Source organism: Flexivirga endophytica (assembly GCF_014640635.1).
GTDB classification, from domain to species: domain Bacteria; phylum Actinomycetota; class Actinomycetes; order Actinomycetales; family Dermatophilaceae; genus Flexivirga; species Flexivirga endophytica.
Genome location: NZ_BMHI01000001.1, coordinates 760,905 through 785,008 on the forward strand (window position 1 = coordinate 760,905; position 24,104 = coordinate 785,008).

The 24,104-nt window shown below is 67.7% G+C and carries 25 protein-coding genes; 18 read left to right on the plus strand and 7 right to left on the minus strand.

Annotated features, from left to right (window positions below; genetic code table 11):
- Positions 1 to 3: 3 nt before the first annotated feature.
- Together IEX71_RS03460 and IEX71_RS03465 are read left to right on the plus strand one after the other, a co-directional pair.
- A complete protein-coding gene (locus IEX71_RS03460; RefSeq protein WP_188835531.1) occupies positions 4 to 240 on the plus strand; it encodes an RNA-binding protein in 237 nt (78 codons plus the stop codon).
- Positions 241 to 445: 205 nt separating this feature from the next.
- Complete coding sequence (locus tag IEX71_RS03465) at positions 446 to 1,237, plus strand: DeoR/GlpR family DNA-binding transcription regulator (RefSeq protein ID WP_188835532.1); 792 nt, start codon at positions 446 to 448, stop codon at positions 1,235 to 1,237.
- A 30-nt stretch (positions 1,238 to 1,267) separates the two neighbouring features.
- Here the strand turns inward: IEX71_RS03465 and IEX71_RS03470 are convergent, their stop codons facing one another.
- The 4 genes from IEX71_RS03470 to IEX71_RS03485 are packed head-to-tail and all read right to left on the minus strand — an operon-like array spanning position 1,268 to position 4,837.
- On the minus strand, positions 1,268 to 2,104 hold the full coding sequence (locus IEX71_RS03470) for a class II fructose-bisphosphate aldolase (RefSeq protein ID WP_188835533.1): 837 nt from the start codon (positions 2,102 to 2,104) through the stop codon (positions 1,268 to 1,270).
- Complete coding sequence (locus tag IEX71_RS03475; protein ID WP_188835534.1) at positions 2,101 to 3,033, minus strand: 1-phosphofructokinase family hexose kinase; 933 nt, start codon at positions 3,031 to 3,033, stop codon at positions 2,101 to 2,103. The genes IEX71_RS03470 and IEX71_RS03475 overlap by 4 nt, the downstream gene beginning before the upstream one ends.
- Complete coding sequence (locus IEX71_RS03480; protein ID WP_188835535.1) at positions 3,030 to 3,953, minus strand: ROK family protein; 924 nt, start codon at positions 3,951 to 3,953, stop codon at positions 3,030 to 3,032. Before IEX71_RS03480 ends, IEX71_RS03475 begins: the two co-directional genes overlap by 4 nt.
- On the minus strand, positions 3,950 to 4,837 hold the full coding sequence (locus IEX71_RS03485; protein ID WP_188835536.1) for an SIS domain-containing protein: 888 nt from the start codon (positions 4,835 to 4,837) through the stop codon (positions 3,950 to 3,952). The genes IEX71_RS03480 and IEX71_RS03485 overlap by 4 nt, the downstream gene beginning before the upstream one ends.
- Positions 4,838 to 5,070: 233 nt before the next feature.
- Between IEX71_RS03485 and nagA the strand changes: the two genes are divergently transcribed.
- From nagA to trmD, 3 genes are read left to right on the plus strand one after another with little or no spacing between them, the layout of a single operon-like run.
- Positions 5,071 to 6,186: an N-acetylglucosamine-6-phosphate deacetylase gene (gene nagA / locus IEX71_RS03490; RefSeq protein WP_188835537.1), complete on the plus strand. Its 1,116-nt coding sequence runs from the start codon at positions 5,071 to 5,073 to the stop codon at positions 6,184 to 6,186.
- Between the two features lie 5 nt (positions 6,187 to 6,191).
- Positions 6,192 to 6,710 (plus strand): ribosome maturation factor RimM, encoded by a 519-nt coding sequence (gene rimM, locus IEX71_RS03495; protein ID WP_188835538.1) that lies wholly within the window; start codon positions 6,192 to 6,194, stop codon positions 6,708 to 6,710.
- Between the two features lie 2 nt (positions 6,711 to 6,712).
- Entirely contained in the window at positions 6,713 to 7,927 is a 1,215-nt protein-coding gene (gene trmD / locus IEX71_RS03500; protein ID WP_188835872.1) for a tRNA (guanosine(37)-N1)-methyltransferase TrmD, read from the plus strand.
- A gap of 2 nt (positions 7,928 to 7,929) precedes the next feature.
- On the opposite strand, the gene IEX71_RS03505 is transcribed toward trmD, so the two are convergent.
- Entirely contained in the window at positions 7,930 to 9,717 is a 1,788-nt protein-coding gene (locus IEX71_RS03505; RefSeq protein WP_188835539.1) for a DUF5107 domain-containing protein, read from the minus strand.
- 325 nt (positions 9,718 to 10,042) lie between these two features.
- Here IEX71_RS03505 and ngcE point away from each other — a divergent pair, with 325 nt between their 5' ends.
- From ngcE to IEX71_RS03550, 9 genes are all read left to right on the plus strand, one after another.
- Complete coding sequence (gene ngcE / locus IEX71_RS03510) at positions 10,043 to 11,470, plus strand: N-acetylglucosamine/diacetylchitobiose ABC transporter substrate-binding protein (RefSeq protein WP_188835540.1); 1,428 nt, start codon at positions 10,043 to 10,045, stop codon at positions 11,468 to 11,470.
- The gene (locus IEX71_RS03515) at positions 11,467 to 12,450 is read left to right on the plus strand and encodes a carbohydrate ABC transporter permease (RefSeq protein ID WP_188835541.1); all 984 of its coding nucleotides are present in this window, start codon (positions 11,467 to 11,469) and stop codon (positions 12,448 to 12,450) included. Before ngcE ends, IEX71_RS03515 begins: the two co-directional genes overlap by 4 nt.
- A complete protein-coding gene (locus tag IEX71_RS03520) occupies positions 12,447 to 13,391 on the plus strand; it encodes a carbohydrate ABC transporter permease (protein WP_188835542.1) in 945 nt (314 codons plus the stop codon). The genes IEX71_RS03515 and IEX71_RS03520 overlap by 4 nt, the downstream gene beginning before the upstream one ends.
- A gap of 214 nt (positions 13,392 to 13,605) precedes the next feature.
- Complete coding sequence (gene rplS, locus IEX71_RS03525; RefSeq protein ID WP_188835543.1) at positions 13,606 to 13,968, plus strand: 50S ribosomal protein L19; 363 nt, start codon at positions 13,606 to 13,608, stop codon at positions 13,966 to 13,968.
- Positions 13,969 to 13,984: 16 nt separating this feature from the next.
- Positions 13,985 to 14,692 carry a signal peptidase I gene (lepB, locus tag IEX71_RS03530; RefSeq protein ID WP_188835544.1) on the plus strand — a complete coding sequence of 236 codons (708 nt, stop codon included), beginning with the start codon at positions 13,985 to 13,987 and terminating at the stop codon, positions 14,690 to 14,692.
- A complete protein-coding gene (gene lepB / locus IEX71_RS03535; RefSeq protein ID WP_229749426.1) occupies positions 14,689 to 15,606 on the plus strand; it encodes a signal peptidase I in 918 nt (305 codons plus the stop codon). The genes lepB (IEX71_RS03530) and lepB (IEX71_RS03535) overlap by 4 nt, the downstream gene beginning before the upstream one ends.
- Positions 15,603 to 16,445: a signal peptidase I gene (gene lepB / locus IEX71_RS03540; RefSeq protein ID WP_188835545.1), complete on the plus strand. Its 843-nt coding sequence runs from the start codon at positions 15,603 to 15,605 to the stop codon at positions 16,443 to 16,445. Before lepB (IEX71_RS03535) ends, lepB (IEX71_RS03540) begins: the two co-directional genes overlap by 4 nt.
- 8 nt (positions 16,446 to 16,453) lie before the next feature.
- Complete coding sequence (gene rnhB, locus IEX71_RS03545) at positions 16,454 to 17,209, plus strand: ribonuclease HII (RefSeq protein WP_188835546.1); 756 nt, start codon at positions 16,454 to 16,456, stop codon at positions 17,207 to 17,209.
- A gap of 9 nt (positions 17,210 to 17,218) precedes the next feature.
- Complete coding sequence (locus IEX71_RS03550; RefSeq protein ID WP_188835547.1) at positions 17,219 to 17,524, plus strand: DUF2469 domain-containing protein; 306 nt, start codon at positions 17,219 to 17,221, stop codon at positions 17,522 to 17,524.
- A gap of 49 nt (positions 17,525 to 17,573) precedes the next feature.
- Here IEX71_RS03550 and IEX71_RS03555 read toward each other — a convergent pair whose 3' ends face one another.
- Both IEX71_RS03555 and IEX71_RS03560 read right to left on the minus strand, forming a co-directional pair.
- Positions 17,574 to 19,106, minus strand: coding sequence for a sodium:solute symporter family protein (locus IEX71_RS03555; RefSeq protein ID WP_188835548.1), 1,533 nt, complete (start codon positions 19,104 to 19,106; stop codon positions 17,574 to 17,576).
- 64 nt (positions 19,107 to 19,170) lie between these two features.
- Complete coding sequence (locus IEX71_RS03560) at positions 19,171 to 19,392, minus strand: DUF3311 domain-containing protein (RefSeq protein ID WP_188835549.1); 222 nt, start codon at positions 19,390 to 19,392, stop codon at positions 19,171 to 19,173.
- Between the two features lie 315 nt (positions 19,393 to 19,707).
- On the opposite strand from IEX71_RS03560, the gene IEX71_RS03565 reads away from it, so the two are divergent.
- The 4 genes from IEX71_RS03565 (at position 19,708) to IEX71_RS03580 (ending at position 23,917) form a co-directional block, all read left to right on the plus strand.
- Positions 19,708 to 20,118, plus strand: a complete 411-nt coding sequence (locus IEX71_RS03565; RefSeq protein WP_188835550.1) for a YraN family protein — start codon at positions 19,708 to 19,710, stop codon at positions 20,116 to 20,118.
- A gap of 76 nt (positions 20,119 to 20,194) precedes the next feature.
- The gene (locus tag IEX71_RS03570) at positions 20,195 to 21,727 is read left to right on the plus strand and encodes a YifB family Mg chelatase-like AAA ATPase (protein WP_188835551.1); all 1,533 of its coding nucleotides are present in this window, start codon (positions 20,195 to 20,197) and stop codon (positions 21,725 to 21,727) included.
- 64 nt (positions 21,728 to 21,791) lie between these two features.
- Entirely contained in the window at positions 21,792 to 22,931 is a 1,140-nt protein-coding gene (dprA, locus tag IEX71_RS03575) for a DNA-processing protein DprA (RefSeq protein WP_188835552.1), read from the plus strand.
- Between the two features lie 98 nt (positions 22,932 to 23,029).
- Positions 23,030 to 23,917 carry a tyrosine recombinase XerC gene (locus tag IEX71_RS03580; protein ID WP_188835874.1) on the plus strand — a complete coding sequence of 296 codons (888 nt, stop codon included), beginning with the start codon at positions 23,030 to 23,032 and terminating at the stop codon, positions 23,915 to 23,917.
- The last annotated feature ends 187 nt before the right edge of the window (positions 23,918 to 24,104 follow it).

The window sequence follows — 24,104 nt, forward strand, 5'->3', positions numbered from 1 at the left end:
CCCGTGCTGGAAGAAGCACTCGAGCACCTGGTCAAGGGCATCGTCGATCATGACGAGGACGTCACCGTGCGACATGCCAATGGCAGGCGCGGTGAATTGCTGGAGGTTCGCGTGCATCCGGACGATCTCGGTCGGGTGATCGGCCGCTCCGGCCGGACCGCCTCGGCCTTGCGTGAGGTCGTCAAGGCGCTCGCCGGTGGCAAGAACGTGCGGGTGGACATCGTCGACACCGACAGGTAGAGACTGCACCAGCCGTAGGGAAGGGGTATGTCGTGAGCATCGCTCGCGACATACCCCTTTCGCATGCTTCGGGCGCTGTCGCGTCCCGATGCGCGGAGCTGACTCGACAACTGCAGTGTTTTGACGCAAACTTCGACTTCAGGAGCACTAACCGTCATACGGTGGGTGCTCCGGGTATGGCTGACTCGACTGCAAGGAGTGCGTGGTGCGCAAGCATGAGCGGTTCAACGCCATCTTGGAGCGCATCGCCGAGGACGGCTCCATCGACGTCGAGCAACTGGTCGCCGACTTCGGGGTGTCGCCGGCGACCGCGCGGCGCGACCTGGACGACCTCGCCGACCAGCAGTTGATCTCGCGCACGCGCGGCGGTGCGGTGGCCGGCTCGGTCAGTTACGACCTCCCACTGCGCTACAAGAACGCGCGACAGTCCGATCAGAAGCGGCGGATCGCCGACCACGCGGCGCAGATGATCGAGCCGCAGTCGGTCGTCGGCTTCAACGGCGGCACGACGACGACCGAGGTGGCACGCAGCCTGTCGTCCCGGGCGGACCTCGCCGAGGGCGAGGCCGGTGCGCTGCACTCGGTGACGGTGGTGACCAACGCCCTCAACATCGCCAGCGACCTGGCCGTGCGACGGCAGCTCAAGGTGGTCGTGATCGGCGGTGTCATCCGCCCCCAGTCCTTCGAGTTGGTAGGGCATTTCGCGCGTCCGGTGATCGAGGCGATGACCATCGACCTGTGCTTCATCGGTGTCGACGCGGTGTCCGCGCAGCACGGCGCGGCAACCCGGCACGACGACGAAGGTGAGATCAATCAGGAGATGACCAACCGGTCCCAGCGGGTCGTCGTGGTCGCCGACAGCACGAAGCTGGGCAAGCGGGCGTTCTGCACGATCTGCCCGCCGGGGCGGATCGACACCCTGCTCACCGACGACGGTGCGGACCCTGCGGTGGTGCGGGAGTTCGAGTCGGCCGGCATCGAGGTCGTGCTCGCCTGAGTGAGCTGCCGGCCTCAGCCGGCGCGTCACTCAGATGGCTCGCAGCAGCCGCTCGACCTCGGCCGCCATCGCATCGCGTCCGGCGCGCAGATAGGGCCGCGGATCGACCTTCTCGGTGTCGGCGAGGGCGTCCCGCACCGCGCCCGTGAAAGCGATGTTGAGCGCTGTGCCGACGTTGATCTTGACCATCCCGGCGGACACCGCGGCCCGGAGTTGCTCGTCGGGGACACCGGATGAGCCGTGCAGCACCAGGGGTGTGCCCGTGGCGTCGCGCAGGGCGCTGATCAACTCGTGATCGAGCGTGGCCGACTTGTCGGTCATCGCATGGCTGCTCCCCACGGCGACCGCGAGGGCATCCACGCCGGTGGCGGCGACATACGACGTGGCCTCGATGGGGTCGGTGCGGACCCCGGCGGCGTGAGCGCTGACGGGGGAGCCGGGTTTGCCTCCGACATAACCCAATTCGGCCTCCACATAGAGGCCGGCGTCGTGCGCGCGGCGGGTGACGTCGGCCGTCGTGGCGACGTTGTCGGAGTAGGGGAGCGCGCCGGCGTCGAACATCACCGAGCTCGCGCCGAGCTCCGCTGCCCGCACCGCAAGATCGGCGTCCGTGATGTGGTCGAGGTGTATGGCGAGCGGGACGTCCGCGGCCCGTGCGACGGCGATCATCGCGGCCGTGATTGGCGCCGGATCGTGATGGAAGTCGATCGAGTTGTGGCTCAGCTGCAGGATGCACGGCTTGCCGGCTGCCGTCGCACCGGCAGCGATCGCTTCCGCGTGCTCCAGCGTCACCACGTTGAAGGCGAAGACGCAGGACTGCGAGTCCCGTGCTGCCGCAACGAGATCAGCGGTGCTTGCGAGCGTCATGATGCCTCGTATTCCTCGACGATGCTGCTGCTCTCGGGGTCCCGGGCGACGGTTGCGTCGATCTCGCCGGCAACCGAAGTCGCGACGGCTCCGGCGGCCCAGGCGCTCGCGCGCCGCAGCCGCTCCCGCCAGGGCGAGGCGGCTCCGGTCGTGGCGGCAAGACCGGCCGTGAACGCGTCTCCGGCACCGGTCGGGTTGCCGGACACGGTGCGCATCGTGGTGCCCACGAATCGGCCGTCGTGCGTCCGTGCCACCACACCGGAAGCGCCCCGGGTGATCACGACCTCGGCCGCGCCCTGCACGTGCAACTCCTCGGCCGCGGCGAATACGCCTTCGACAGAGTCGGTTTCGATCTCAGCGGTCGAAGCTGCCTCGTGCTCGTTGATCTTCACGATGTCCGGTGCCGCGTGCAGTGCTTCCACCAGAGCCTCGCCCTCGCAGTCCAGGATCACGACTGTGTCCTGCCGGTGGGCGATGCCGATCAGCTCGGCATAGGCACCGGCAGGCACGCCGCCGGGCAGACTGCCGGATATCGTGACGAGATCGGCGCGCTGGGCCAGATCCGCGAACCGGTCGGTGAATGCTGACCATTCGGCTTCGGTCAGCAAGGGTCCGGGCTCGTTGAGCACGGTCGCGCTGTCGTCGGAGAACACCGTCACGGTCTGCCGCGTCGATCCGCCGATACGCAGAAGGTCGTGTGCGATGCCGCGGTCGTCCAGATCGGTGACCAGCTCGCGGCCGATGCTGCCACCGATCGGGCCGGTGACGATGACCTGCGTTCCCTGGGCGTGCAGCACCGATGCGACGTTGACCCCCTTGCCGCCCGCCCGGCGAGTGACACGCCGAACACGTTGTGCGGCACCGACTTCGAGCCCGGGTACGTCATACGTGACGTCCAGCGCCGGGTTCAGGCAGACCGCGAGGATCATCCGCTCACCTCCGCAACTGTGCGCGCCAGGATGCCGGCGCCCAGCAGGCCGGCGCGTGCGCCGAGCGGGGAGGTGACCAGTTCCGGCGCGGTACGCCAGGGCATGCCGGCCTCGAACGCCTGGCGGGTCGGGTCCAGCAGCGCATCGCCGGCCTGGGACAGGCCTCCGGCGAGCACGACCCGGGCGGGGTCCGTTATCAGTGCGCCGGCCACCAGGCCGCGTGCGAGGGTCTCGGTCGCCTGCTGCCATGCGGCGACGGCGTCCGGATCGTCGTCGAGCCGCGCCAGCACGTCGGTCGCATCGACAGCGCTCCCGGTGCGCTCGGCATACAGACGGGCGACACCGCGCGCCGAGGAGAACATCTCCAGGCAACCGAAAGCACCACAACGGCAGCGTGTTTCGAGATCGCCCACCGGGATGTGCCCGATCTCACCGGGTATCCCGGCCGCACCCCGCACGACCTGCCCACCGGACACGACCACGGCCGCGATGCCGGTGCCGAGCACCACGATGAGCGTGTCCGAGACGCCGTGCGCGGCGCCGAGAGTCGCCTCGGCCAAACCCGCCGCTTGCACGTCATGACCGATCGCGGTCGGAAGGTCGACCGCACTGCTCACGATGTCGCGCATGGGCACGTCCCGCCAGCCGATGTTGCTGGCGTAACGCGCGATCCCGGCTTCGGTGTCGACCACGCCGGGGACGACGACACCGACGGCTCGCACCGGAGAGCCGTCGTCCGAGGCGGCGGCAACGCGGTCAAGGACCAAGTCGCGGATGGCCGTGACGATCGACTCGGGTCCTTGGTCGAAAGCGGTGGGCACCACGCGTCGCAGTCGCTCGCCGCCCTCGGTATCGAGGACGGCGGCCTTGATCGAGGTCCCGCCGACGTCGACGGCCAGGACCAGGTCGGTCTCCGTCACTGGGAGAGGACCACGGAGCGGGTCAGTGCCCGCGGCTCGTCGGGGTTCTTGCCGGAGGCCTCGGCCAGCGCGACGGCGACGCGCTGCGCCGTCGTCAGAGCGGCCATGGCGTCCGTCTCGCTCTGCACGAAGCGCGCGCCGGTTGCGGCGACCTGGTCGGCCAGCCCGTCGGGTGCGGCGCCGAACAGCCAGACGACAGAACGCTCGTCGACGATGCTGATCGGTCCGTGGCGGAACTCCATGGCGGGGTAGGACTCGGTCCAGGTCTGCGACGCCTCACGCAGCTTGAGTGCTGCCTCGTTGGCCAGGCCGACCGTCCAGCCGTCGCCGAGGAAGGTGAACTGTGTCGCGCGCACCAACTCGTCGGCAAGCGGCGTGGCCAACTCGGTCTGTGCGTCCTTGATCGGCGCGGTCAGGTCCTCGCCGAGGGCGGCACGCCACCACGCGAGCACGCTGGTGGCGAAACGGGTCTGGACCACCGATTGCTCGTCGGCGAAGCCGAGCAGCACGTGGTGGGTGGCGAGGGGGACGACGGGGTGCTGCGCTTCCGTGGTGACCACCGTCGAGCGCTGGTCGGGGCCGAGCTGCCGCAGCAGGTCGATGACCTCGGTAGTTGTGCCCGATCGGGTGATCGCGACGATCCGGTCATAGCGCCGCCCGACCGGGAACTGTGATGCGGCGAACGCGTCGGTCTCGCCCTGTCCGGCCTGCTCACGCAGCACCGCGGCCGACTGGGCCATGAACCACGACGTGCCACAGCCGACGATCGCCACTCGCTCGCCGGCGGCGGGCATCGCCTCGGCCGACTCGCTGGTCGCCGCGACCTCCGCGGCGCGGGCCCATACCTCGGGCTGACTGCTGATCTCGGTGGCTACGTGCGACACGGTCGGTCTCCTTCAAGTGCAGTGAACGTCGAACGCGCGTCGTATGACGGTTTGTGCGCGGATAGGCTTACTTTAACGCATATTCAGTCACCCTCGGAGTCACTTCGGTGAACTCGCCGTCTCGTACAGGCTGCTCGAACAGTCGCCCCGCACGTGGTGTTCGATGGATCGCATGAGCACCCCACGAAGTTTCTCCCCGCTTCGCTCCTCCGAATACTTCGCGGGGACCCCGCATGACTGACTCGTTGCTCGCTGACGCGCGCCTGCTCACCCCAGACGGGATCGTCGACGGGGGACTGCGCATCACCGACGGCAGGATCAGCGCCGTTCAGGCCGCTGACGGTGACGGTGAGTCCCTTGGCGGCGCGTTGGTGGTGCCGGGCTTCGTCGACATACACGTCCACGGTGGTGGTGGGCACGACATGAGCGCGTCGGCGCAGGACATGGCCGAGGCCGTGCGGTTCCACCGCGGGCACGGGACCACCACGTCGCTGGTGTCGCTGGTGACCGCGCCGGTCGACGCGCTCTGCGAGCAGTTGCGCTGGGCCGCGGCGCTGGCCGAGGCGGGCGAGATCGCCGGCGCGCACCTCGAGGGTCCGTTCCTGTCCCACGTGCGGTGTGGTGCGCAGAATCCCGATCATCTCCTCGAGCCGGATCTGGACGCGTTCGAGCGGATGGTCGACGCGGCGGGCAGTCATCTGCGGGTCATCACGATCGCGCCGGAGTTGCCTGGAGCCCTCGAACTCGTCGACGCTGCCGTGCGCGCCGGTGTCGTCGCGGCCGTCGGGCACACCGACGCGACATACGACCAGGCGCGAGCAGCCTTCGACCACGGGGCGACGCTCGCCACCCACCTCTTCAACGGTATGCGGCCGATCCACCACCGCGAGCCCGGTCCCGTGCTGGCCAGCCTGGACGCGGGCGTGCCTTGCGAGACCATCAATGACGGCATCCACCTGCATCCGGCGGTGTTGCGCGAAGTGCTGGCACGCGGGACCGATCGGCTCGTGCTGATCACCGACGCCATCGACGCGACCGGCGTGGGCGACGGCGAATACGTCCTCGGCGGCCAACAGGTGTGGGTGCGTGACGGTGCAGCGCGCCTCGAGAACGGGTCGCTCGCCGGCAGTTCGCTGACCATGGACAGCGCATTCGCACGTGCCGTCCGGGACGGCGTCGATCTGCAGGACGCGTCCGCTGCAGCATCGGCCAACCCAGCACAGGTCATCGGCCTCGCGGACCGGGGCGTGATCGCTCCCGGAGCGCGGGCGGACCTCGTCGTGCTGGGCGAGGACCACACCGTCCAGCGGGTCATGCGAGCCGGTGCCTGGACGGACACCGCACAATGACAGGCATGGACAGCGTCGTCGTCGCCCGGATCGGCAAGCCGCACGGACTCAAGGGAGAGGTGACCGTGCGGTTGCACACCGACGCCCCTGACGACCGTTTCGTCGTCGGCGCGATCTTCCGCACCGATCCCGCGGCTCGAGGGCCATTGACTCTGCGAACACACCGTGTCCACAACGGAATCCACCTGCTCGCCTTCGAGGAGGCAATGGACCGCACCGCCGCCGAAGGGCTGCGGGGCACGCAACTGCTCGTCGAGGCTCTCGAGGACGTCGAGGACGAGGACGACGCCTGGTACGCCGACGACCTGATCGGCCTCACGGTGGTCGACCCGCAGGGTGTCGAGCTGGGCACGGTCGTCGAGCTGCACGACCGGCCGGTCCAGGATCTGCTGGAGGTGCGTCTGGTGGGTGGCCGCACCGGTTATGTGCCGTTCGTGGAACAATTGGTTCCCGACGTGGACATCGACGGCGGACGCATCGTGGTCGACGCGCCGCCCGGCCTGCTCGACACCTCGGAGGCGTGACAGTGCGGATCGACGTCGTCACGATCTTCCCGGACTACCTCGCCCCGCTCGGCATCTCGTTGATCGGCAAGGCACAGCGCGACGGCCGGATCGAGTTGCAGGTCCACGACCTGCGCGAATTCACCCACGACCGACACCGCACGGTCGACGACACGCCGTATGGCGGCGGCGCGGGCATGGTGATGAAGCCCGAACCGTGGGGTGAGGCACTGGAAAGCATTGCGCGGCAGGCAGTTGCACGGGGACTCCCGAAGACGCCCGCCGCTCGTCGCCCGACGTTGATCATCCCGGGGCCAGGTGGCGAACGGTTCGACCAGACCATCGCGCGCGACCTCGCCCAGCGGGACCACCTGGTCTTCGCCTGTGGCCGCTACGAGGGGATCGACGAGCGGGTCTACGAGAGTGCTGCCGCCGACTTCGACGTGCGGATCCTGTCGTTGGGCGACTACGTGCTCAACGGTGGGGAAGTGGCGACCTTGGCGATGACCGAAGCGATCGCGCGGCTGATCCCCGGAGTCATCGGCAACGCGCAGTCGCTGGTCGAGGAGTCGCACGAGGACGGCCTACTGGAATACCCGGTCTACACCAAACCCGAGCATTGGCGGGGGTTTTCGGTGCCCGAGGTGCTGCTTTCGGGCGACCACGGGCGGATCGCGGCCTGGCGGCACGAGCAGCGCCTTCAGCGGACGGCGGCCCGTCGCCCCGACCTGCTGCCACCCACCGCCGCGGCGGGTGCTCCGGACCTGGACATCACGGTGGCCACACCTGCCGACGCCGGAGAGCTGCTGACGATGACCCACGCGTGCTGGCTGCGCGAGGGGATCGTCAACCGGTCCTTGGACATTCCCGCCCAGCACGAGACGCTCGAGTCGCTCATCGAGTCGCTGCGCGAGTGGACGACGTATGTCGCTCGCCTCGACGGCCGCCTGGTCGGGTCGGTGCGGGGGTGTTTGCGCACCTCAGCCGAAGGTGATTCGGAGTGGGACATCGGCAGGCTGATGGTCGCCCCGGACCTGCGCGGACGTGGCTTCGGCCGGGCGCTGCTGGATTTCATCCTGCAGGCGGCGCCGGAAGAGGTTGCGTCATACAGCCTGACGACCGGTGTCCACAGCGAGGACAACCAGCGGATGTACCGCAAGGCCGGCTTCCGGATCGTCATGCGCGACGACCCGCCCGGCACCGTCCTGCTCTCGAAACGCCGCCGTCCGCGGCGCTGAGGTCAGTCGCCGGTCATGCTGAAGTCGAGGTGCGCCGGCACGGGGGAGTCGGGCCGGACCTGACGCCACAGGTCGCCGATGGCGCGGTCGCCCTCTGCGAGGTCCGGCACCTCCAGGTCGATGAGTTGCTCGGCCGCCTCGGCGTCCCGACCCACCTCGTGCAGTGCTCGCGCGCGCAGTAGCCGAGTGCGCCCGTGGTCGCGCAGCCCCGACGCCGCGGAGTCGATGACCTCGAGTGCGTCAGTTGCCCGGTGTGCCTCGAGCAACAGCTCCACCTGCTCGGTCAGCAGCCCGCGCGTGGACGGATCCAACTCTCGCGCTTGCGAATACAGCCGCGCGGCCTCGTCAAGGTCGTCGGTCAGCACGGCGAGGCCACGCAGCGCGACTGCCGTCGGGTGCAGGTCGATGCTCGTCCGGTAATGCTCGCGGGCGCGCGCCGTGTCACCGGCGAGGTGCGCGCCGACACCCAGCGCGTAGGACCGCCACCAGCCGACCGGGGCGTGCTCGACGGCCTGTTGCCAGCGGCACGAGATCAGCGGCAGGAGTGGCTCGTCCACCGACTCGCCGGCGAGTAGCCCGGCGGCCGCGCGGCTGTCATCCTCGACCACCGGGAAGCGGACTCCGTCGGGCGAAGACTGTCCGCGGAGTGCCAATTCGACCTGGCCCCAACCAGATCCGGTGTGAAGTCCGGTCTTCGGAGTCTGACCGGCGTAGTCCGCGAGCCAGCGCCGGTGCCAGGCGTCGAGGGCGTCGATTGGAGCCACGTCCGCGACTGCCGCGGCCGCTGCCGATGCCGCTTCGGCGAAGTCCCCTGCGACGACACGCGGTTCGAGGGTCGTCGCGCCGAACGACTCCGTCCACGACCGCTCGCTCGATCCCTCGATGAGGTCGTGCTCCAGTTGGGTCGCGCAGACACCGGCCTGGATCTCGGCATACGGCTGATCGTCGACCAGCCAGCGCTGCCACCTACGGCCACCGGCAGCGTTGCCCCAGAGGAAGAGCTTGCGTCCACGCAGCTCGTCCGTGGAGGTCTGCGCGAAACCGGCACCGTCCGGCTCGACCGCGGTGATGGATCGCCCGGTCTGCTCGGCCACTTCGAAGAAGTAGTCGGCCGACGCCGCCGATGCCACCGGATAACTGATGTCGGTCGGGCCGTCGGGTTGGGGGACCGGCACGAGGTCGAGGGATCCGGAGTAGCTGGTCCGCCACGCGTGCGTGGCCGGGGTCAGCACGCGCGTCTGCTCGGTCTCCGGGACAGCGATGTTGGTCCAGTAATAGAGGGGTTTGGCCTCGGCATCGGGGTTGATGACTCGTGTCGACGCCAACAGCCGATCGCCGCCGAGCGCAAGGTCGACGGTCAGGATGAGGTCGCGGGTGCGCTCCCACTCCCACAGTCGCACCGCCTGCCCTGTCGGCGAGTCGACGATCGCCGCATGCATCGGCCGGCAGGTGGTGGTGGCGTGACCGGTCGTGCCGAGGTTCCACTCGATGCCGCCGGCGAACCACGCGTCGGTGAGGGCGAAGCCGGCGAAGCGGAGCCGCTCGGGTGTCAGCAGTAGTTCGCGGTCGGCGCCCAGATCGCGTAACGACCAGACGCGCCCGCCCAGGCCGGGCAGCACCGTCGCGCGCACGATGCCGTTGTCGAGGGTGATGGCGGGCAGGTCGAGCTGATGATCTCCGCGGTCGTAGTCGCTCTGCACGCCATACGGGAGGGGAGTGTGCAGGTGGCCGCGCTCGACCCGTTCGCGCATCGCGGTCGGAGCGTCCGGACTCAGCGATGTCGTCGTCATCGCGCGCACCGGCCGGTACGCCGGCAGTGGACTGGTCCCGCCCAAAGTCGCGCCGCGGACGGCGAGGCGAGTGGTTTGCACTCGGGTTACTGCGGCAGAGTCGGTGGTATGCATCAGGCCTCGCGTGGTCGCGGTGATGAAGTGGATGGGTCACAGTCCTGCTCAGCAGGTCGCTGTTGCGGATCTGTGATCGTTTATGCGCCGAATCCGGCACATACTGACAAAACTAATCATATTCTTTGGGGCGTACAGTCACCGGCTTCCCCGTGGAGTCGATCCATTCCTGGCTGTGCCTTGGCTAGTAACAACTGGAGGTAACGCGGCCATGACTCACATCGACTCCACGCTCAACAGGCGGACCGTCGTGCGCACTGCGCTGGCAGCCGGTCTGGCGCTGCCGGTCGGGGGCGCGCTCGCGTCCTGCGCCGGTGGTGGCAGCAGCGGCACCGGCAGCGGCGGCGGCAAGAAGTCCGCCACCGGCAAGACATCCGCCGACAACCCGTTCGGTATGGCGGCCAAGAGCAAGGTCGACGCCGTGATCTTCAACGGTGGTTACGGCACGGACTACGTGACGTTCGCCGGGAAGGTCGTCGAGAAGAAGCACCCCGGCAGCACCGTGAAGGTGTCGCCGTCGACGCAGATCGCGCAGCAGTTGCAGCCGCGCTTCGTCAGCGGCAACCCGCCGGACCTGGTCGACGACTCCGGCGCGCAGGCCATCGGCGTCAACACGATCGCTCCGAAACTGGAGGACCTCGCGCCCGTCCTGGAGGCCAACAACCTCGAGGGCAAGAAGATCGCCGACACGCTCTACCCGGGTGTCAAGGAACGCGGTCTGATCGGCGACAAGATGCTCGTCCTCAACTACGTGATGACGATCTACGGTCTCTGGTACTCCGCGAGCCTCTTCGAGGAGAACGGCTGGACGGCGCCCAAGACCTGGGACGACCTGCTCGACCTGGGTGCCAAGGCGAAGACCAAGAAGAAGTACCTCTTCGCCTGGGGCAAGGAAGCCGCCACCTACTACCAGACGCTGGTCATGGACTCGGCGATCAAGGAGGGCGGCGACGAGGTACGGCTCGCGCTGGAGAACCTCAAGCCGAAGGCCTGGTCGCAGAAGCCGGTCCAGGACGTGCTGGCCAAGCTGGAGAAGATCGTGAAGTCCGGTTACATGAAGCCGGGCGGTGCGGGCACCCAGTTCACCCAGGCGCAGGCCCAGTGGAGCAAGGACCAGTCGGCGATCCTCTACCCGTCCGGATCCTGGATCGAGAACGAAATGAAGTCCCAGACCAAGAAGGGCTTCAAGATGACCGGCATCCCGGAGCCGACGCTGACGTCGTCCAGCAAGATGCCGTTCGACGCGCTCAACGCGGCGCCGGGTGAGCAGTTCATCGTGCCGTCGCAGGGCAAGAACGTTGCCGGTGGCAAGGAGTTGCTGCGCGCCATGCTGTCCAAGGAGGCCGCGACCAACTTCGCCAAGACGAAGCTGGCACCGACCGTCGTCAAGGACACCGTGCCCGAGGGCGGATTCGGTTCGACCGCATTGCAGTCGCAGATCAAGATGCTGGACGCGGCCGGTGACAAGGTCTTCAACATCCGCTTCGTCGACCTCTACGGCACCAACCCGGACATGCTGGTCCCCTGGAACAGCTTCCTGTCCGGCAAGCTGGACGCCAAGGGTCTGACCAAGGCGCTGCAGCAGATCACCGACAAGGTCGCCAATGACTCGTCGGTGAAGAAAGTCGAGATCAAGTGACCGGAGTCCCGGTCGCAGCGCCTGCCGCCACCCCTCGGGGTGGCGGCAGGCGTACGCGTCCGTCGCGCATCGGCTTCCTGCTGGTGACCATCGGGTTGCCGCTGGTGCTCTACGTCGGTCTGGTCATCTGGCCGTTCATCCAGGCGATCTACTACTCGCTGACCGACTGGGGCGGCTTCTCCAACACGATGAACTTCATCGGGCTGGACAACTATCGCGAGATCTTCTCCGACGACATCTTCATGAAGGCGTTGCGCAACAACGTCATTCTCGCGATCTTCGTGCCACTGATCACCGTGATCCTCAGCTTCCTGCTGGCCACGATGCTGACCGTCGGTGGCTCGAGCACGGGCGCGGTGCGCGGGCTGAAAGCGTCCTCGCTCTATCGGATCGTGTCGTTCTTCCCCTACACGATCCCCGCGATCGTCATCGGCGTCATCTGGTCACAGATCTACGACCCGTCCAAGGGCATGCTGAACGGTGTGCTGGAGCACCTGCCGTTCGGCATCGGCGAAAACTTCCATTCGTTCGCCTGGCTAGGTGACGCGACCACGGCGCTGCCCGCGTCGGTCTTCGTAATCATCTGGGGCTTCGTCGGCTTCTACATGGTGCTGTTCGTTGCGGCCATCAAGGGCATCCCGTCCGAGTTGTATGACGCCGCACGCATCGACGGAGCCGGACGCGTGCGGACCATGCTGTCGGTCACGCTGCCCATGGTCCGCGAGACCGTGCAGACGGCATACATCTATCTGGGTGTGGTGGCTTTGGACGCGTTCGTCTACATGGCGGCGTTGAACCCCACCGGTGGCCCGGACAACTCAACACTCGTGATGTCGCAGGACCTGTTCAAGACCGCCTTCACGCAGAACCACTTCGGCCGCGCGAGCGCGATGGGTGTCGTCCTCGCAGCAGTGACGCTGGCCTTCGCAGGTCTGGTCTTCGCGGTGAACCGGCTGACCGGTGGGAAGGACGTGAAATGAGCTCCAACATCAGCTTGAGCAAGTCCGGCGACTCGCCGGTCGAACCGCCGGCCGACACAGCAGGGGCCTCGCCGGCCGCGCCCAACCCTCCCGCCAAGCGGGGGCGCGGCGAGCTCGGCATCGTCATCGGCTCACACGTCGTGCTGGTCTTCTGGACACTGGTCGTGGTCCTGCCACTGATCTGGACGTTCTTCTCCGCGACCCGGTCGACCGGTGAGATCTTCTCCGGGCCCTGGGAGATGCCGCACGACGTGTGGGGCAATATCAGCGACAACTTCTCGTCGGCCTGGAACGACTCCGGGCTCGGGCGCGCGCTGCTCAACACGGTCGTCGTCGTCACCATCGCGCTCGTCCTGGTGATGGCACTCGGTTCGATGTGTGCCTACTCGCTGGCACGTTTCCCGTTCCGCGGCAGTCGCTTCGTCTACTACCTGATCCTGGCGGGCAACACGTTCCCGATCTTCCTGGCGATCGTGCCGCTGTTCTTCGTGCTGAAGAACATCGGTCTGCTCAACACCATGCCGGGCCTGATCCTGACGTATGTCGCCTTCGCCTTCCCCTTCACCGTGTTCTTCCTCTTCCCGTTCTTCCGGGCACTGCCCGCGGAGATCGCCGAAGCGGCGGAGATGGACGGGGCCGGTGACTGGCGGACCTTCCTGCAGGTGATGTTGCCGATGGCCAAGCCGGGCATCGCGGCAGTGTCGATCTTCAACTTCCTCGGCCTGTGGAACCAGTTCCTGTTACCCGTGGCGTTGAACACCAACCAGAAGAACTACGTGCTGTCCCAGGCGATGGCCAACTTCGTCTCCTCGGCCGGTTATGAGGTCAACTACGGAGCGATGTTCGCCGGTGTGGTCATCACCGTCGTCCCGGTGCTTATCGCGTACGTCATGTTCCAGCGGCAGTTGCAGGGCTCGCTGTCGCAGGGCACGAGCAAGTAGCAAGCAGCCCAGTTGCCGCGGGTGCGGCCGCCCGATTTCACCTGGTGGCCGCACTCTGGCAGAATCACGAGAGCGCCTGACCGGACCCGGCCCCCGCCGCAGGGGGAGTGCAACGGTGGATCCCCACCCGAGCATGTGGCTTCACACTCCGGTAGCGCACCCGATCACGTTCACAACGGCGACGACCTGCGGCGTCCCAAGGAAGAAGCACGTCATGCAGAAGTTCGATGAGCTCGACGCCGCGCACCTGCGCAGCGACATCCCGGCGTTCCGCGCCGGTGACACCGTCAAGGTGCACGTCAAGGTCGTTGAAGGCACCCGCTCTCGTGTCCAGGTGTTCCAGGGCGTCGTGATCCGTCGCCACGGTGGCGGCATCGGCGAGACCTTCACCGTGCGCAAGGTCAGCTTCGGCTGCGGTGTGGAGCGGACCTTCCCGGTGCACACCCCGGTGATCGACAAGATCGAGATCGCGTCCCGCGGTGACGTCCGTCGCGCCAAGCTCTACTACCTGCGCGACCTGCGCGGCAAGGCCGCCAAGATCAAGGAGAAGCGCGAGACTCCGGCCAAGCAGGCCTGAGTCACCTCCTGCCCACATGACCGAAGGCGTGGAGTCCTCTGCCGAGGACGCCACGCCTTCGGCGTCCCCAGAGGCATCCGCTGCGCGCGCCGCGGACCCGGACCAGCGGGTGCGGTGGCCGCGCCGCCGTCGGTGGCTGGTCGGTGGGCTCGCCGTCCTGGCGGTGCTCGTGCTGGTGCACGGCCTGTTGCTCGAGACGTTCACCGTCCCCTCGGGGTCGATGCAGCCCACGCTGTGGTCCGGAGACCGGATCATGGTCGGCAAGTTGCACGCCCATGACGTCCGCCGCAACGAGGTCGTCGTCTTCGACGGCACGCAGGTGTTCGCGCATCCGGACCAGGCGCCACCATCGGGGATCTCCGGGTTCCTGCACACGGTGGGCGATGCCGTCGGCATACATTTCGGTGAGGTGCTCTACGTCAAGCGGGTGATCGGGGTTCCCGGCGACACTGTCGCGGTCGGACATGACGGCCGGCTGCGGATCAACGGCACCATCCGCAAGGAGCCATACCTGGTGCGCGGTATGTCGGCCAGCACGGTGCCCTTCGTCGTGCGCGTGCCGGCGGGACACGTCTTCGTCATGGGCGACAACCGGGTCGCCTCGGACGACTCCCGATCCCACCTGGGTGATCCCGGTGGCGGGATGGTCCCGATCGACGACATCGTGGGAAAGGTGACGTTGCGCTACTGGCCGATAGGTTCGTGGGGGAGACTCCGTACGTGACCGAGCATCGATATCGGCTTCCGACCGTGGACCGCGCATCGCGCAGAGCGGACCGGGACGCTGGCGCCGACCGTGCGGGGGACCGCGCCGGCCGGCGGGTCGCGCACGGCGGCACACCGGATGCCATTCGCCTGCCGCGGGTGCCGCAGCGACCGGTGGACCGCACCGCCGTGCTGCACCGGTCCGACATACCACTCGGCGAACGATCAGCAGCCCGCGAGGCGCAGCGCGAGGAACGCAACGGGCAACACGGATTCTCCCGCCTGCTGCGGGAACTCGCGATCGTCGTCGTGGTGGCGCTGGTTTTGTCGCTGGGCATCAAGACGTTCGTCGCACAGTCGTTCTGGATCCCGTCGGGGTCCATGGAGAACGCTCTCGTCCCCGGTGACCGTGTCGTGGTCTCCAAGTTCACGCCGGGGCCGATCTCGTTGAAACGTGGGGACGTCGTGGTGTTCCACGACCCCGGACACTGGCTCGACATACCGCACAAGAAGCGCAGCGGTATCAACGGTGCACTGGTCTCCGGGCTGCAGTTCGTCGGCCTCTATCCCTCGGGTGACAACGACCTGATCAAGCGGGTCATCGGGCTGCCGGGCGACCACGTGAAGTGCTGTAACACGCGGGGACAGATCGTGGTCAACGGTGTCGGCCTCTCGGAGCCCTATATTTACCCCGGCGGCGGCACCGACCAGAAGAAGTTCTCGGTGACCGTCCCGTCCGGCCGAGTGTGGGTCATGGGGGACAACAGAGGTGACTCCGCCGACTCACGCTTCCACGACGACGGCAGCGGTCGCACCGGTTCGGTGCCCGAGTCCGACATCATCGGCCGGGCAGTCATGATTGTCTGGCCGGTGGACCGCATGAGCTGGCTCAGCAACTACTCCTCGACGTTCGACAAGGTGCCCCAACCATGAGTCAAGACCGGGACGAGGCTACGGCCGGTCCATCATCCGCCGAACCCGCACGGGACGGCGCTGACGCGACCGGTCCCGGTCCATCGGGTGACAGCTCCGGCCGTTCGTCCGGTGATGACGGTGCGTTGCCTCCAGGCGCCATACCGGAGGACTCGCAACCGCCCCGCAGCAAGTCACGGTGGGCGTTCGCCCGCGAGCTGACCGTGATCGTGGTGATCGCGCTGGTGCTCAGCTTCCTGGTCAAGACCTTCCTGGCGCAGCCCTTCTACATCCCGTCCGCGTCGATGGAGAGCACTCTCGACATCGGTGACCGCATCATCGTCAGCAAGTTCACGCCGCAGCACTCGCCGCTGCACCGCGGCGACATCATCGTCTTCGAGGACCCGAAGTCGTGGGGTTCGCAGCCGTCCCATCCGTCGGCACTGAAGCGCGTGGTCAAGGACAGCCTGGTTTTCGTGGGCATCCTGCCCGGCGGCGGCGACCACGTCGTCAAGCGGATCATCGGTATGCCGGGTGACCACGTGAAGTGCTGCACCAAGGGCGGCAAGCTGACTGTCAACGGTGTGCCGATCACGGAGCCCTACATCAACAAGGGCAGCGTCCCCAGCACGATGCCCTTCAACATCACCGTGCCGAAGGACAAGGTGTGGGTGATGGGAGACAACCGCAACGATTCGGCCGACTCGCGGCTGCACGACGGCACCAGCAACGGCAAGCTCGGATCCGTGCCGATGGCCGACGTCACCGGACAGGTGGTGGCGATAGCGTGGCCGATCAGCCGCATCCACGCCCTGAAGGACTACAGCAACGTGTTCGCGAAGGTGCCCGACCCGAAGTGACCTCTCGCATGACCTCCCGCACCGCCACGCCGTCTCGCAGCAGCAAGCCCAGCCTGCGGGTCGAGCGATCGCTGCAGCGTGACGGTTACCGGCTGATCGCCGGGATGGACGAGGTCGGGCGCGGTGCGCTCGCCGGGCCGGTGTCGGTCGGCGTGGTCGTCATCGACGAGCACACCCGGACGGTGCCGCAAGGCGTCAAGGACTCCAAGCTGTTGTCGCCGATGGCGCGGGAGCGGATGGTGCCCGCGGTCCGCCGGTGGGCCACCGACTACGCCGTCGGGCACGCCTCGGCGCAGGAGATCGACGACGTCGGCATCATGGCCGCGCTGCGGCTGGCAGGCACCCGGGCGCTCGCGGCGCTGAGCGTCATACCGGACCTGGTGGTGTTGGACGGCAACCACGACTGGCTGACCGACCCCGAGCGGGAGGGTCTGCTCGCGCTGCTGGACGACCGCCCGCGGACGCCGCCGGTGACCACGCTGATCAAGGCCGACATGAAGTGTTCGTCAGTTGCGGCGGCGTCGGTGCTGGCAAAGGTGGAGCGCGACGCGATGCTGGTGGGGTTCCATGACGACTTCCCGCACTACAACTGGGCGGGTAACAAGGGCTACTCCGCGCCCGATCACCTGGCCGCCCTGGAAGCACACGGACCGTGCGAGCTGCACCGGCGTTCCTGGCGGCGATGCAACGGCGAGGTCGTCGCGCCGGAAGCAGCAGTGGCAGGTAGCGTGGAAGAAGTGTTGTCGGAGAAGGATCGGGTGTGAGGCAGAAATATGAGTGCTGAGGACCTGGAGAAGTTCGAGACCGAGCAGGAGCTCTCTCTTTATCGCGAATACCGTGACGTGGTAGGTCTGTTCAGCCACGTCGTGGAGACCGAGCGCCGTTTCTACTTGTGCAACGACGTCGACCTGCAGGTGCGTGGCGAGGGCGCGGGCGTCTACTTCGACCTACGGATGAACGACGCCTGGGTCTGGGACGTCTACCGCACCGCGCGGTTCGTCAAGAACGTCCGGGTGATCACCTTCAAGGACGTCAACGTCGAGGAGTTGCCGCCACGGGAGATCGAACTCCCTGAGTGACGCTGTGTGCTCCCCGCAGTGGTTGCCGGGGAGCACACGCCGTATGGCGTCAGCCTCCGGTCACCGTCGCCAGTCGTTGCGGCGCAGGACCTTCGTCCGGCTCCGGGCGGCTGCCCGGCGTGACTGCCGAGACCGCGACCATCACGATGATGTTGGCAACGAGCGCCACGATGCCGATGGCGGTGTGCTGCAACGGGTCCGGTAGGAACCCGAACGTCGTCACGCCGTCGTGGTAGACCGAGCTGTCCAGCGAGAACCAGGTCACCAGCAGAACACCGACCACCATGCCTGCGGTGGCACCCCAGGAGCTGACGGGGTTCTTCTTCAACAGGCTCGCGAGCATCGACGGCAGTAGCTGGGTGACGAAGGCGTAACCCAGCAGCAGCAGACTGACGATCGCCTGGCCGCCCTGGAACAACAGGTAGAGCGCGACCAAGGCCACCACCGGGACGGACACCTTGGCGACGATCCTGGCAGACGCGGCTGAGGCCTTCGGGAACAACGGCTTGTAGAGGTTGGTCGAGATCGACGTGCCGCAGGTCGTCAGCAGCATGGCACCGGGCACCAGGGCGCAGAACAACCCAGCGGCACCGACCAGGCCGACCAGCCACTGCGGGAGTTCCTGCGTCACGATCTCCAGCAGCGCGTTGTTGGCTCCGCCGTCGGGCACCACCTTGAGCGCGAGCGCCGCGGTGAAGCCGATGAAGAAGACGAACAGGATGACCAACTGGTAGAGCGGCAGCAGCACCGCGTTGCGGCGGAACGTCTTCGGATTGTCCGCGGCATACACGGCGCCGAAGTAGTGCGGCCACATGAAGAAACCGAGTGTCGACATCAGCACATTGGTGACGAACCAGCCCATGTCGTAACCGTTTTCGCTCAGGCGCAGAGAGACGCCGCCCTTCGCCCAGGCGTCGGGGAGACCGTTGCCCTCGAGTTGCTGGAAGAGGTGCTCGAAGCCGCCGCCGAGGTGTAGGGGTAGGTAGATCCCGAGCGCCACCACGATGACCAGGACGATGATGTCCTTGACGACCGCGTTGCTCGCGGCCGAGTGGATGCCGGAAACGACGACGTAAGCCACCAGCGCCACCGCGCCGCACCATTCGGCCGTCGTCGTGGAGATCTTTCCGTATGACGTTGCGTTGACGATGATCCCGAGGCCGGCCAGTTGCAGCTCGAGGTAGGGGATCATCGCCACGATGCCGACGATCGCGACGACGGTGCCGCTGGTGCGTGACTTGTACTTCGAGACCCACCAGTCCGGCTGTGACAGCAGGCGCATCTGCTTGCCGTAGCGCCAGATCGCGGGCGCGAGCCAGTAGGAGATGACGTAGGCGAGGCTGCCGTAACACAGGATGTAATACGCGGCGCCGCCGTGCGCGTAGGCCCAGCCCGAAGCGCCGAGGAAGGTGAAGGTCGTGTAGATCTCGCCGGCGAGCAACAGGAAGACGATGATCGAGCCGAGGTTTCGGCCACCGACGCTCCACCCCTCCATGTCCATGTCTTTCCCGCGCCGTGACCAGAGGCCGAGGCCGAGCGACGCGGCGAAGAAGATGACCAGGATCAGCAGGGCGACGTTCATGAAAGCTCCCTCCTTCGTCGGGAACTTTCATCCACCTGAACCCTTGGCCGCTCGCTCCGCTCGCTCATGCCTCGCCCTCCTCGTCGACGGAGTTGGCCGGGTCGGTCCGGTAGACGATCGCCATACAGACCGAGGTCAACAGGACCGACACGACTATCCAGATGAGCAGGAACGGAAATCCGGCGAATGTCGGTGTGGTGCGGTTGACGAAGGGTGTGCAGACCAGCATCAACACGAATGGGAGGGCCGCCAGGCCCAGATGTATCCGGTGCAGCTTTCGAGTCATGCCCGTCTCCTCGTCTCCGGCCGATGACCGGTTGTCGAAGGCTGCGCCGTGCAGCGGCAGCGAGCGTGCTCAGTGCTGGAGGTGCAGCACAGCCGATTCATCAAATTCCGTATAATGGAAGAACACTTCCGAACTGCTGAATCAAATCGGACAGGGATCGCATCTGCCAAGGGTCCGCCTTGCGTATGCCGGACGCCGGCGCGGCGGCGGTCGTGCACATCCCGTCGGCTCGTCAACAGTCGTCCACAGCCGACCACTTCGATGCGGCAGATTCCTCTGCCTCGGCCACAGAGTGGGTGTCGGAGGTGATGTCCGATGGCAACCACGCACGAGGCCGGCGAGTCGCAGAAGGCGACCGGCAGCCACCCGAGCCGGCGCGAGCTCGGTCAGCACGGTGAGGAGGAAGCGGCCCGCTACCTGCAGCTTCAGGGGCTGACCGTCATCGAGCGCAACTGGCGATGTCGCGAGGGTGAGATCGACATCGTCGCGCTGGACGACATCGGCGACTGCCTGGTGATCGTCGAGGTCAAGACCCGCACCAGCGAGCGCTTCGGCCGGCCAGTCGAAGCGGTGACACCGGTCAAGGCACGACGGCTACGAGTGCTCGCGGCGCGCTGGCTCGCCGACCACCCGATCAACACCTCGCGGATCCGTATCGACGTCATCGGCATGCTCTACCGGCCGGGCGCACTGGTCGAGGTCGAGCACCTGCAGGACGTGGCATGAGATCCCCGCGAAGTTCTCCGCTCGTACCTCGCTCCGATACTTCGCGGGGGCCCCGCGCGAACTGCGGTGATCTCCGATGACCTTGGGGCGCACCCGTAGTGTGGCAGTCACCGGCATCCACGGCTGGGTGGTGGACGTGGAGGCCGACACGTCGTCCGGGTTGCCCTGGTTCGGGGTCAGTGGCATGCCGGACACGTCCTGCAAGCAGGCGCCCGATCGAATCCGCGCCGCCGCCAACAACTGCGAGCTGGAGCTGCCGAAGCAGCGGATCATCGTCAATCTCTCTCCGGCGTCGTTGCCGAAGCACGGGTCCGGCTTCGACGTGGCGATCGCGGTTGCCGTGCTGGTCGCCGGCGGCACGATCAAACCTGCGCTGGTCGCGGATGTCGTCCATCTGGGTGAGCTGGGACTCGATGGTTCGGTGCGCGCCATACACGGGGTGTTGCCGGCGGTGATCGCAGCTGCCGACGCCGGAGCGTCGCAGGTCGTGGTGCCGGTGGCGAATGCCGCTGAGGCAGCGCTGGTTCCGGGCGTCGAGGTGGTGCCCGTCGACAACCTGGCGACACTCGTGCGGCGCTACAAATGCCTGGCCAAGGGCCGGCCGATACCGGAGCCACCATCGGTGCCGGAGCGACCGACCGGCGGCGCGGCGGTCCCCGACCTGTGCGACGTCGTCGGGCAGGAGGAGGCCCGCTACGCACTCGAGGTCGCCGCTGCGGGCGGACACCATCTGGCCATGACCGGGCCGCCCGGCGCCGGCAAGACGATGATCGCCGAACGTCTCCCGGGACTGCTGCCACCGCTGACACGGGAGCAGGCGCTCGAGGTGACCGCGATCCATTCGGTGCTGGGCGCTTTGCCCGACCAGGTGCTGATCGAGCGCCCGCCCTTCGTCGCACCGCACCACGGGGCGTCGATGCCTGCGGTGGTCGGCGGTGGGTCGGGGAGGGTGCGGCCCGGCGCGGTCTCACGCGCCCATCGCGGCGTCATGTTCTTGGACGAGTGCCCGGAATTCCGGCGGGACGTGCTCGACGCGCTCCGCCAGCCACTGGAGTCCGGAGTCGTGCATGTCGCCCGCGCCGACCAGGTGGTGACGTTCCCGGCGAGTTTCCAACTCGTACTGGCGGCGAATCCGTGTCCGTGCGGCCAGAACTACGGGAAGGGCTCGAAGTGCAGCTGCGCGCCACAACGACGGCGCGACTACCTGAGCCGGATGTCCGGTCCACTGCTCGACCGGGTCGACGTCCACCTGACCATGCTGCCGGTCACCCGTGCCGCACTCGCCGGCCCACGAGGGGAGAGCAGCGCACAGGTCTCCGAGCGGGTGCTGATCGCGCGCACTCGGCAGGCCGCGCGATGGCGGGAGATCGGCCGCTGTCGCAACAGCGAGGTCCCGGGGTCGATCCTGCGCTCCGGGCGATGGCGGTTGCCGCCCGAAGTGACGAGAGGACTGGACCGAGCCATGGAAACCGGTGCACTGACGCTGCGTGGCTATGACCGTTGCCTGCGCGTCGCGTGGACCATCAGCGACCTGGACGGCGCACAACGCCCGGAGTTCAGGCAGGTCGAAGAGGCCCGCGGGCTCCGTTCGAGCGGGGCGGCGGCATGAGGGAGCGCAGCGACCGACCAAAGGCACAAGGGGATGGCGTGGACCGACGTAGGAGGGCGGCGGCATGACCGCCGCTGCGGAGGCCCGGCAGCACGAGCTGCGGGAGACCCGTGACGCGCGACTCGCCGTGCGCTTGGCGCTCGCGGCGACCGTGGAGCCCGACGACAGGACCATGACGCCGCGGCTGCGCGGGCTGGACCCGTTCGCCGCGTGGGAGCTGGTGCGGACCGACGCGGGAGGGAAATTCACTCGGTCAGCCGCGCGGGTGAAGGCGCTGCGGCTGGATGCGCTGGTGGCGCGCACGCAGGACCTGGGAGCGCGGGTCGTCATACCCGGTGACGCCGAATGGCCTTCCGGCGTCGACGATCTGGTGTCCCCGCCGTACTGCCTCTGGGTGCTCGGCAGCGCTTCGCTGGCGCAGGCGTGCGAGCGCAGCCTCTCGATGGTGGGCGCTCGAGCGGCCACGCCCTACGGCACCCAGGTGGCCGGTGAGTTGGCCTACGGTCTGTCCGGACGCGGCTTCACCATCGTGTCCGGGGCAGCGCACGGCATCGACACCGCAAGCCACCGTGGGGCGCTCGCTGCCGGTGGCTGCACCATCGCGGCGATGGCGTGCGGCATCGACATCGCGTACCCGCTGGCCAACGCCGGACTGCTGCAACAGATCGAGCAGTCCGGCGTGATCGTCACCGAGTTGCCGCCCGGGTCGGCGCCGCAGAAGCAACGTTTCCTGTCCCGCAACCGGCTCATCGCGGCGATGTCACCGGGCACGGTGGTGGTCGAAGCGGGACTGCGCAGCGGGTCGCGGTCGACCGCGACGGCGGCCTCCCGGTTGGGTCGACTGCTGGCCGCGGTGCCGGGGCCGGTCACCAGTCCGGCGAGTGCCGGACCGCATCAGTTGATCCGTGACTGCGGGGCGACTCTGGTCACGGACGTGGACGACTGCGCCGAGCTCTTCGGCGCCATCGGCACTGATCTGGGAACGGTCAAGCGGGCTGAGACCACGGTGAGCGACCGGCTCGACGAGCCGGACAAGCGACTGCTCGACGCGATGCCGGTGGTGCGTGGCACCACCATCGCGAAACTGGCCGTCAGCGCCTGCCTCACTTCTCGGGAAGTGACCCGAGGGCTGGCGGCGTTGCATGCGGCCGGCCTCGTGGAGCGGGTGGAGTCAGGGTGGCGACGCACTCAGGAGACGTGCTGACGTGGTCCTCGGCGTGTTGGTCTCCCCGCGGAGCAGGTCGCCGCCGGTAACCTTGGGGTGTCGTGATCAACGAGAGCACGCTCACCGATCGGCCGGTCATGGCCGGTTATGAGCGACACCTGCGATCCGAGCGCGGTCGATCACCTCACACCGTGCGCGGATACCTCGCCGACCTGCGCGACCTGGCTGACTACCTCGACGGTGCCGGTGTCGGCTCCTGGGACGACGTCGGCCTGGCCGACCTGCGGTCCTGGCTCGCCGGACTCGACGCCACGGGCGCCAGTCGCGCCACGCTCGCCCGACGGTCCGCGGCCGCTCGTGGGTTCTTCGCCTGGGCGTTCCGGACCGGCGCGTTGTCGCACAATCCCGCGCAGCGACTGGTTGCACCCAAGCGCATCAAGACCTTGCCCGACGTACTGCGACAGGATCAGGCAGCGGCACTGCTCGATCTCGCCGCTGTGGCGGCCGACGATTCCGACCCCGTGCATCTGCGCGACCGGGCGATGCTGGAGTTGTTGTATGCCAGTGGGATTCGTGTCGCAGAGCTCGTCGGCCTCGACGTCGACGACCTCGATCGGAGCGATCTCGTGATGCGCGTCGTCGGCAAGGGCGACAAGGAGCGCACGGTCCCGTTCGGCCGACCTGGTCTCGACGCTGTCGAGACCTGGTTACAGGTTGGGCGTCCCCGATTGGTCGTCGCGGGATCCGGTCCGGCGCTCTTCCTGGGCGCTCGCGGCCGGCGGGTCGACCCGCGCGTCGTGCGGGAGGTCGTGCATCAGCTGCTGCGGGAGACTCCGGGAGCACCGGATCTCGGCCCGCACGGGTTGCGGCACAGCGCCGCGACACATTTGGTCGAGGGCGGGGCCGACATACGGCTGGTGCAGGAGCTGCTCGGGCACGCCAGTCTCGCGACCACGCAGGTCTACACACACGTGTCCGTGGAGCGCTTGCGGCGCTCGTTCACACAGGCGCATCCTCGTGCCTGACCTTATTTCCGCCGCAGCCACACAGGCGCATCCTCGTGCCTGACCTTATTTCCGCCGCAGTCACACAGGCGCATCCTCGTGCCTGACCTGCGCAGCGCCCCGCCGCGGCCGCGGACCCGAGGCGACATACGCGCGGGGGTGGGCGCGCATCGGCCGGACCCGCTGAGGCGTCCGCGCCATGCGATGC

Coding starts and splice junctions, on each gene's coding strand:
- IEX71_RS03565 (WP_188835550.1), top strand. CDS start 19,708: ATGGCAACCACGCACGAGGCCGGCGAGTCGCAGAAGGCGACCGGCAGC.
- rplS (WP_188835543.1), top strand. CDS start 13,606: ATGCAGAAGTTCGATGAGCTCGACGCCGCGCACCTGCGCAGCGACATC.
- IEX71_RS03570 (WP_188835551.1), top strand. CDS start 20,195: ATGACCTTGGGGCGCACCCGTAGTGTGGCAGTCACCGGCATCCACGGC.
- IEX71_RS03550 (WP_188835547.1), top strand. CDS start 17,219: ATGAGTGCTGAGGACCTGGAGAAGTTCGAGACCGAGCAGGAGCTCTCT.
- IEX71_RS03520 (WP_188835542.1), top strand. CDS start 12,447: ATGAGCTCCAACATCAGCTTGAGCAAGTCCGGCGACTCGCCGGTCGAA.
- nagA (WP_188835537.1), top strand. CDS start 5,071: ATGACTGACTCGTTGCTCGCTGACGCGCGCCTGCTCACCCCAGACGGG.
- lepB (WP_188835544.1), top strand. CDS start 13,985: ATGACCGAAGGCGTGGAGTCCTCTGCCGAGGACGCCACGCCTTCGGCG.
- IEX71_RS03475 (WP_188835534.1), bottom strand. CDS start 3,033: ATGATCCTCGCGGTCTGCCTGAACCCGGCGCTGGACGTCACGTATGAC.
- ngcE (WP_188835540.1), top strand. CDS start 10,043: ATGACTCACATCGACTCCACGCTCAACAGGCGGACCGTCGTGCGCACT.
- IEX71_RS03555 (WP_188835548.1), bottom strand. CDS start 19,106: ATGAACGTCGCCCTGCTGATCCTGGTCATCTTCTTCGCCGCGTCGCTC.
- dprA (WP_188835552.1), top strand. CDS start 21,792: ATGACCGCCGCTGCGGAGGCCCGGCAGCACGAGCTGCGGGAGACCCGT.
- rnhB (WP_188835546.1), top strand. CDS start 16,454: ATGACCTCCCGCACCGCCACGCCGTCTCGCAGCAGCAAGCCCAGCCTG.
- IEX71_RS03560 (WP_188835549.1), bottom strand. CDS start 19,392: ATGACTCGAAAGCTGCACCGGATACATCTGGGCCTGGCGGCCCTCCCA.
- IEX71_RS03580 (WP_188835874.1), top strand. CDS start 23,030: ATGGCCGGTTATGAGCGACACCTGCGATCCGAGCGCGGTCGATCACCT.
- lepB (WP_188835545.1), top strand. CDS start 15,603: ATGAGTCAAGACCGGGACGAGGCTACGGCCGGTCCATCATCCGCCGAA.
- IEX71_RS03505 (WP_188835539.1), bottom strand. CDS start 9,717: ATGACGACGACATCGCTGAGTCCGGACGCTCCGACCGCGATGCGCGAA.
- IEX71_RS03470 (WP_188835533.1), bottom strand. CDS start 2,104: ATGACGCTCGCAAGCACCGCTGATCTCGTTGCGGCAGCACGGGACTCG.
- rimM (WP_188835538.1), top strand. CDS start 6,192: ATGGACAGCGTCGTCGTCGCCCGGATCGGCAAGCCGCACGGACTCAAG.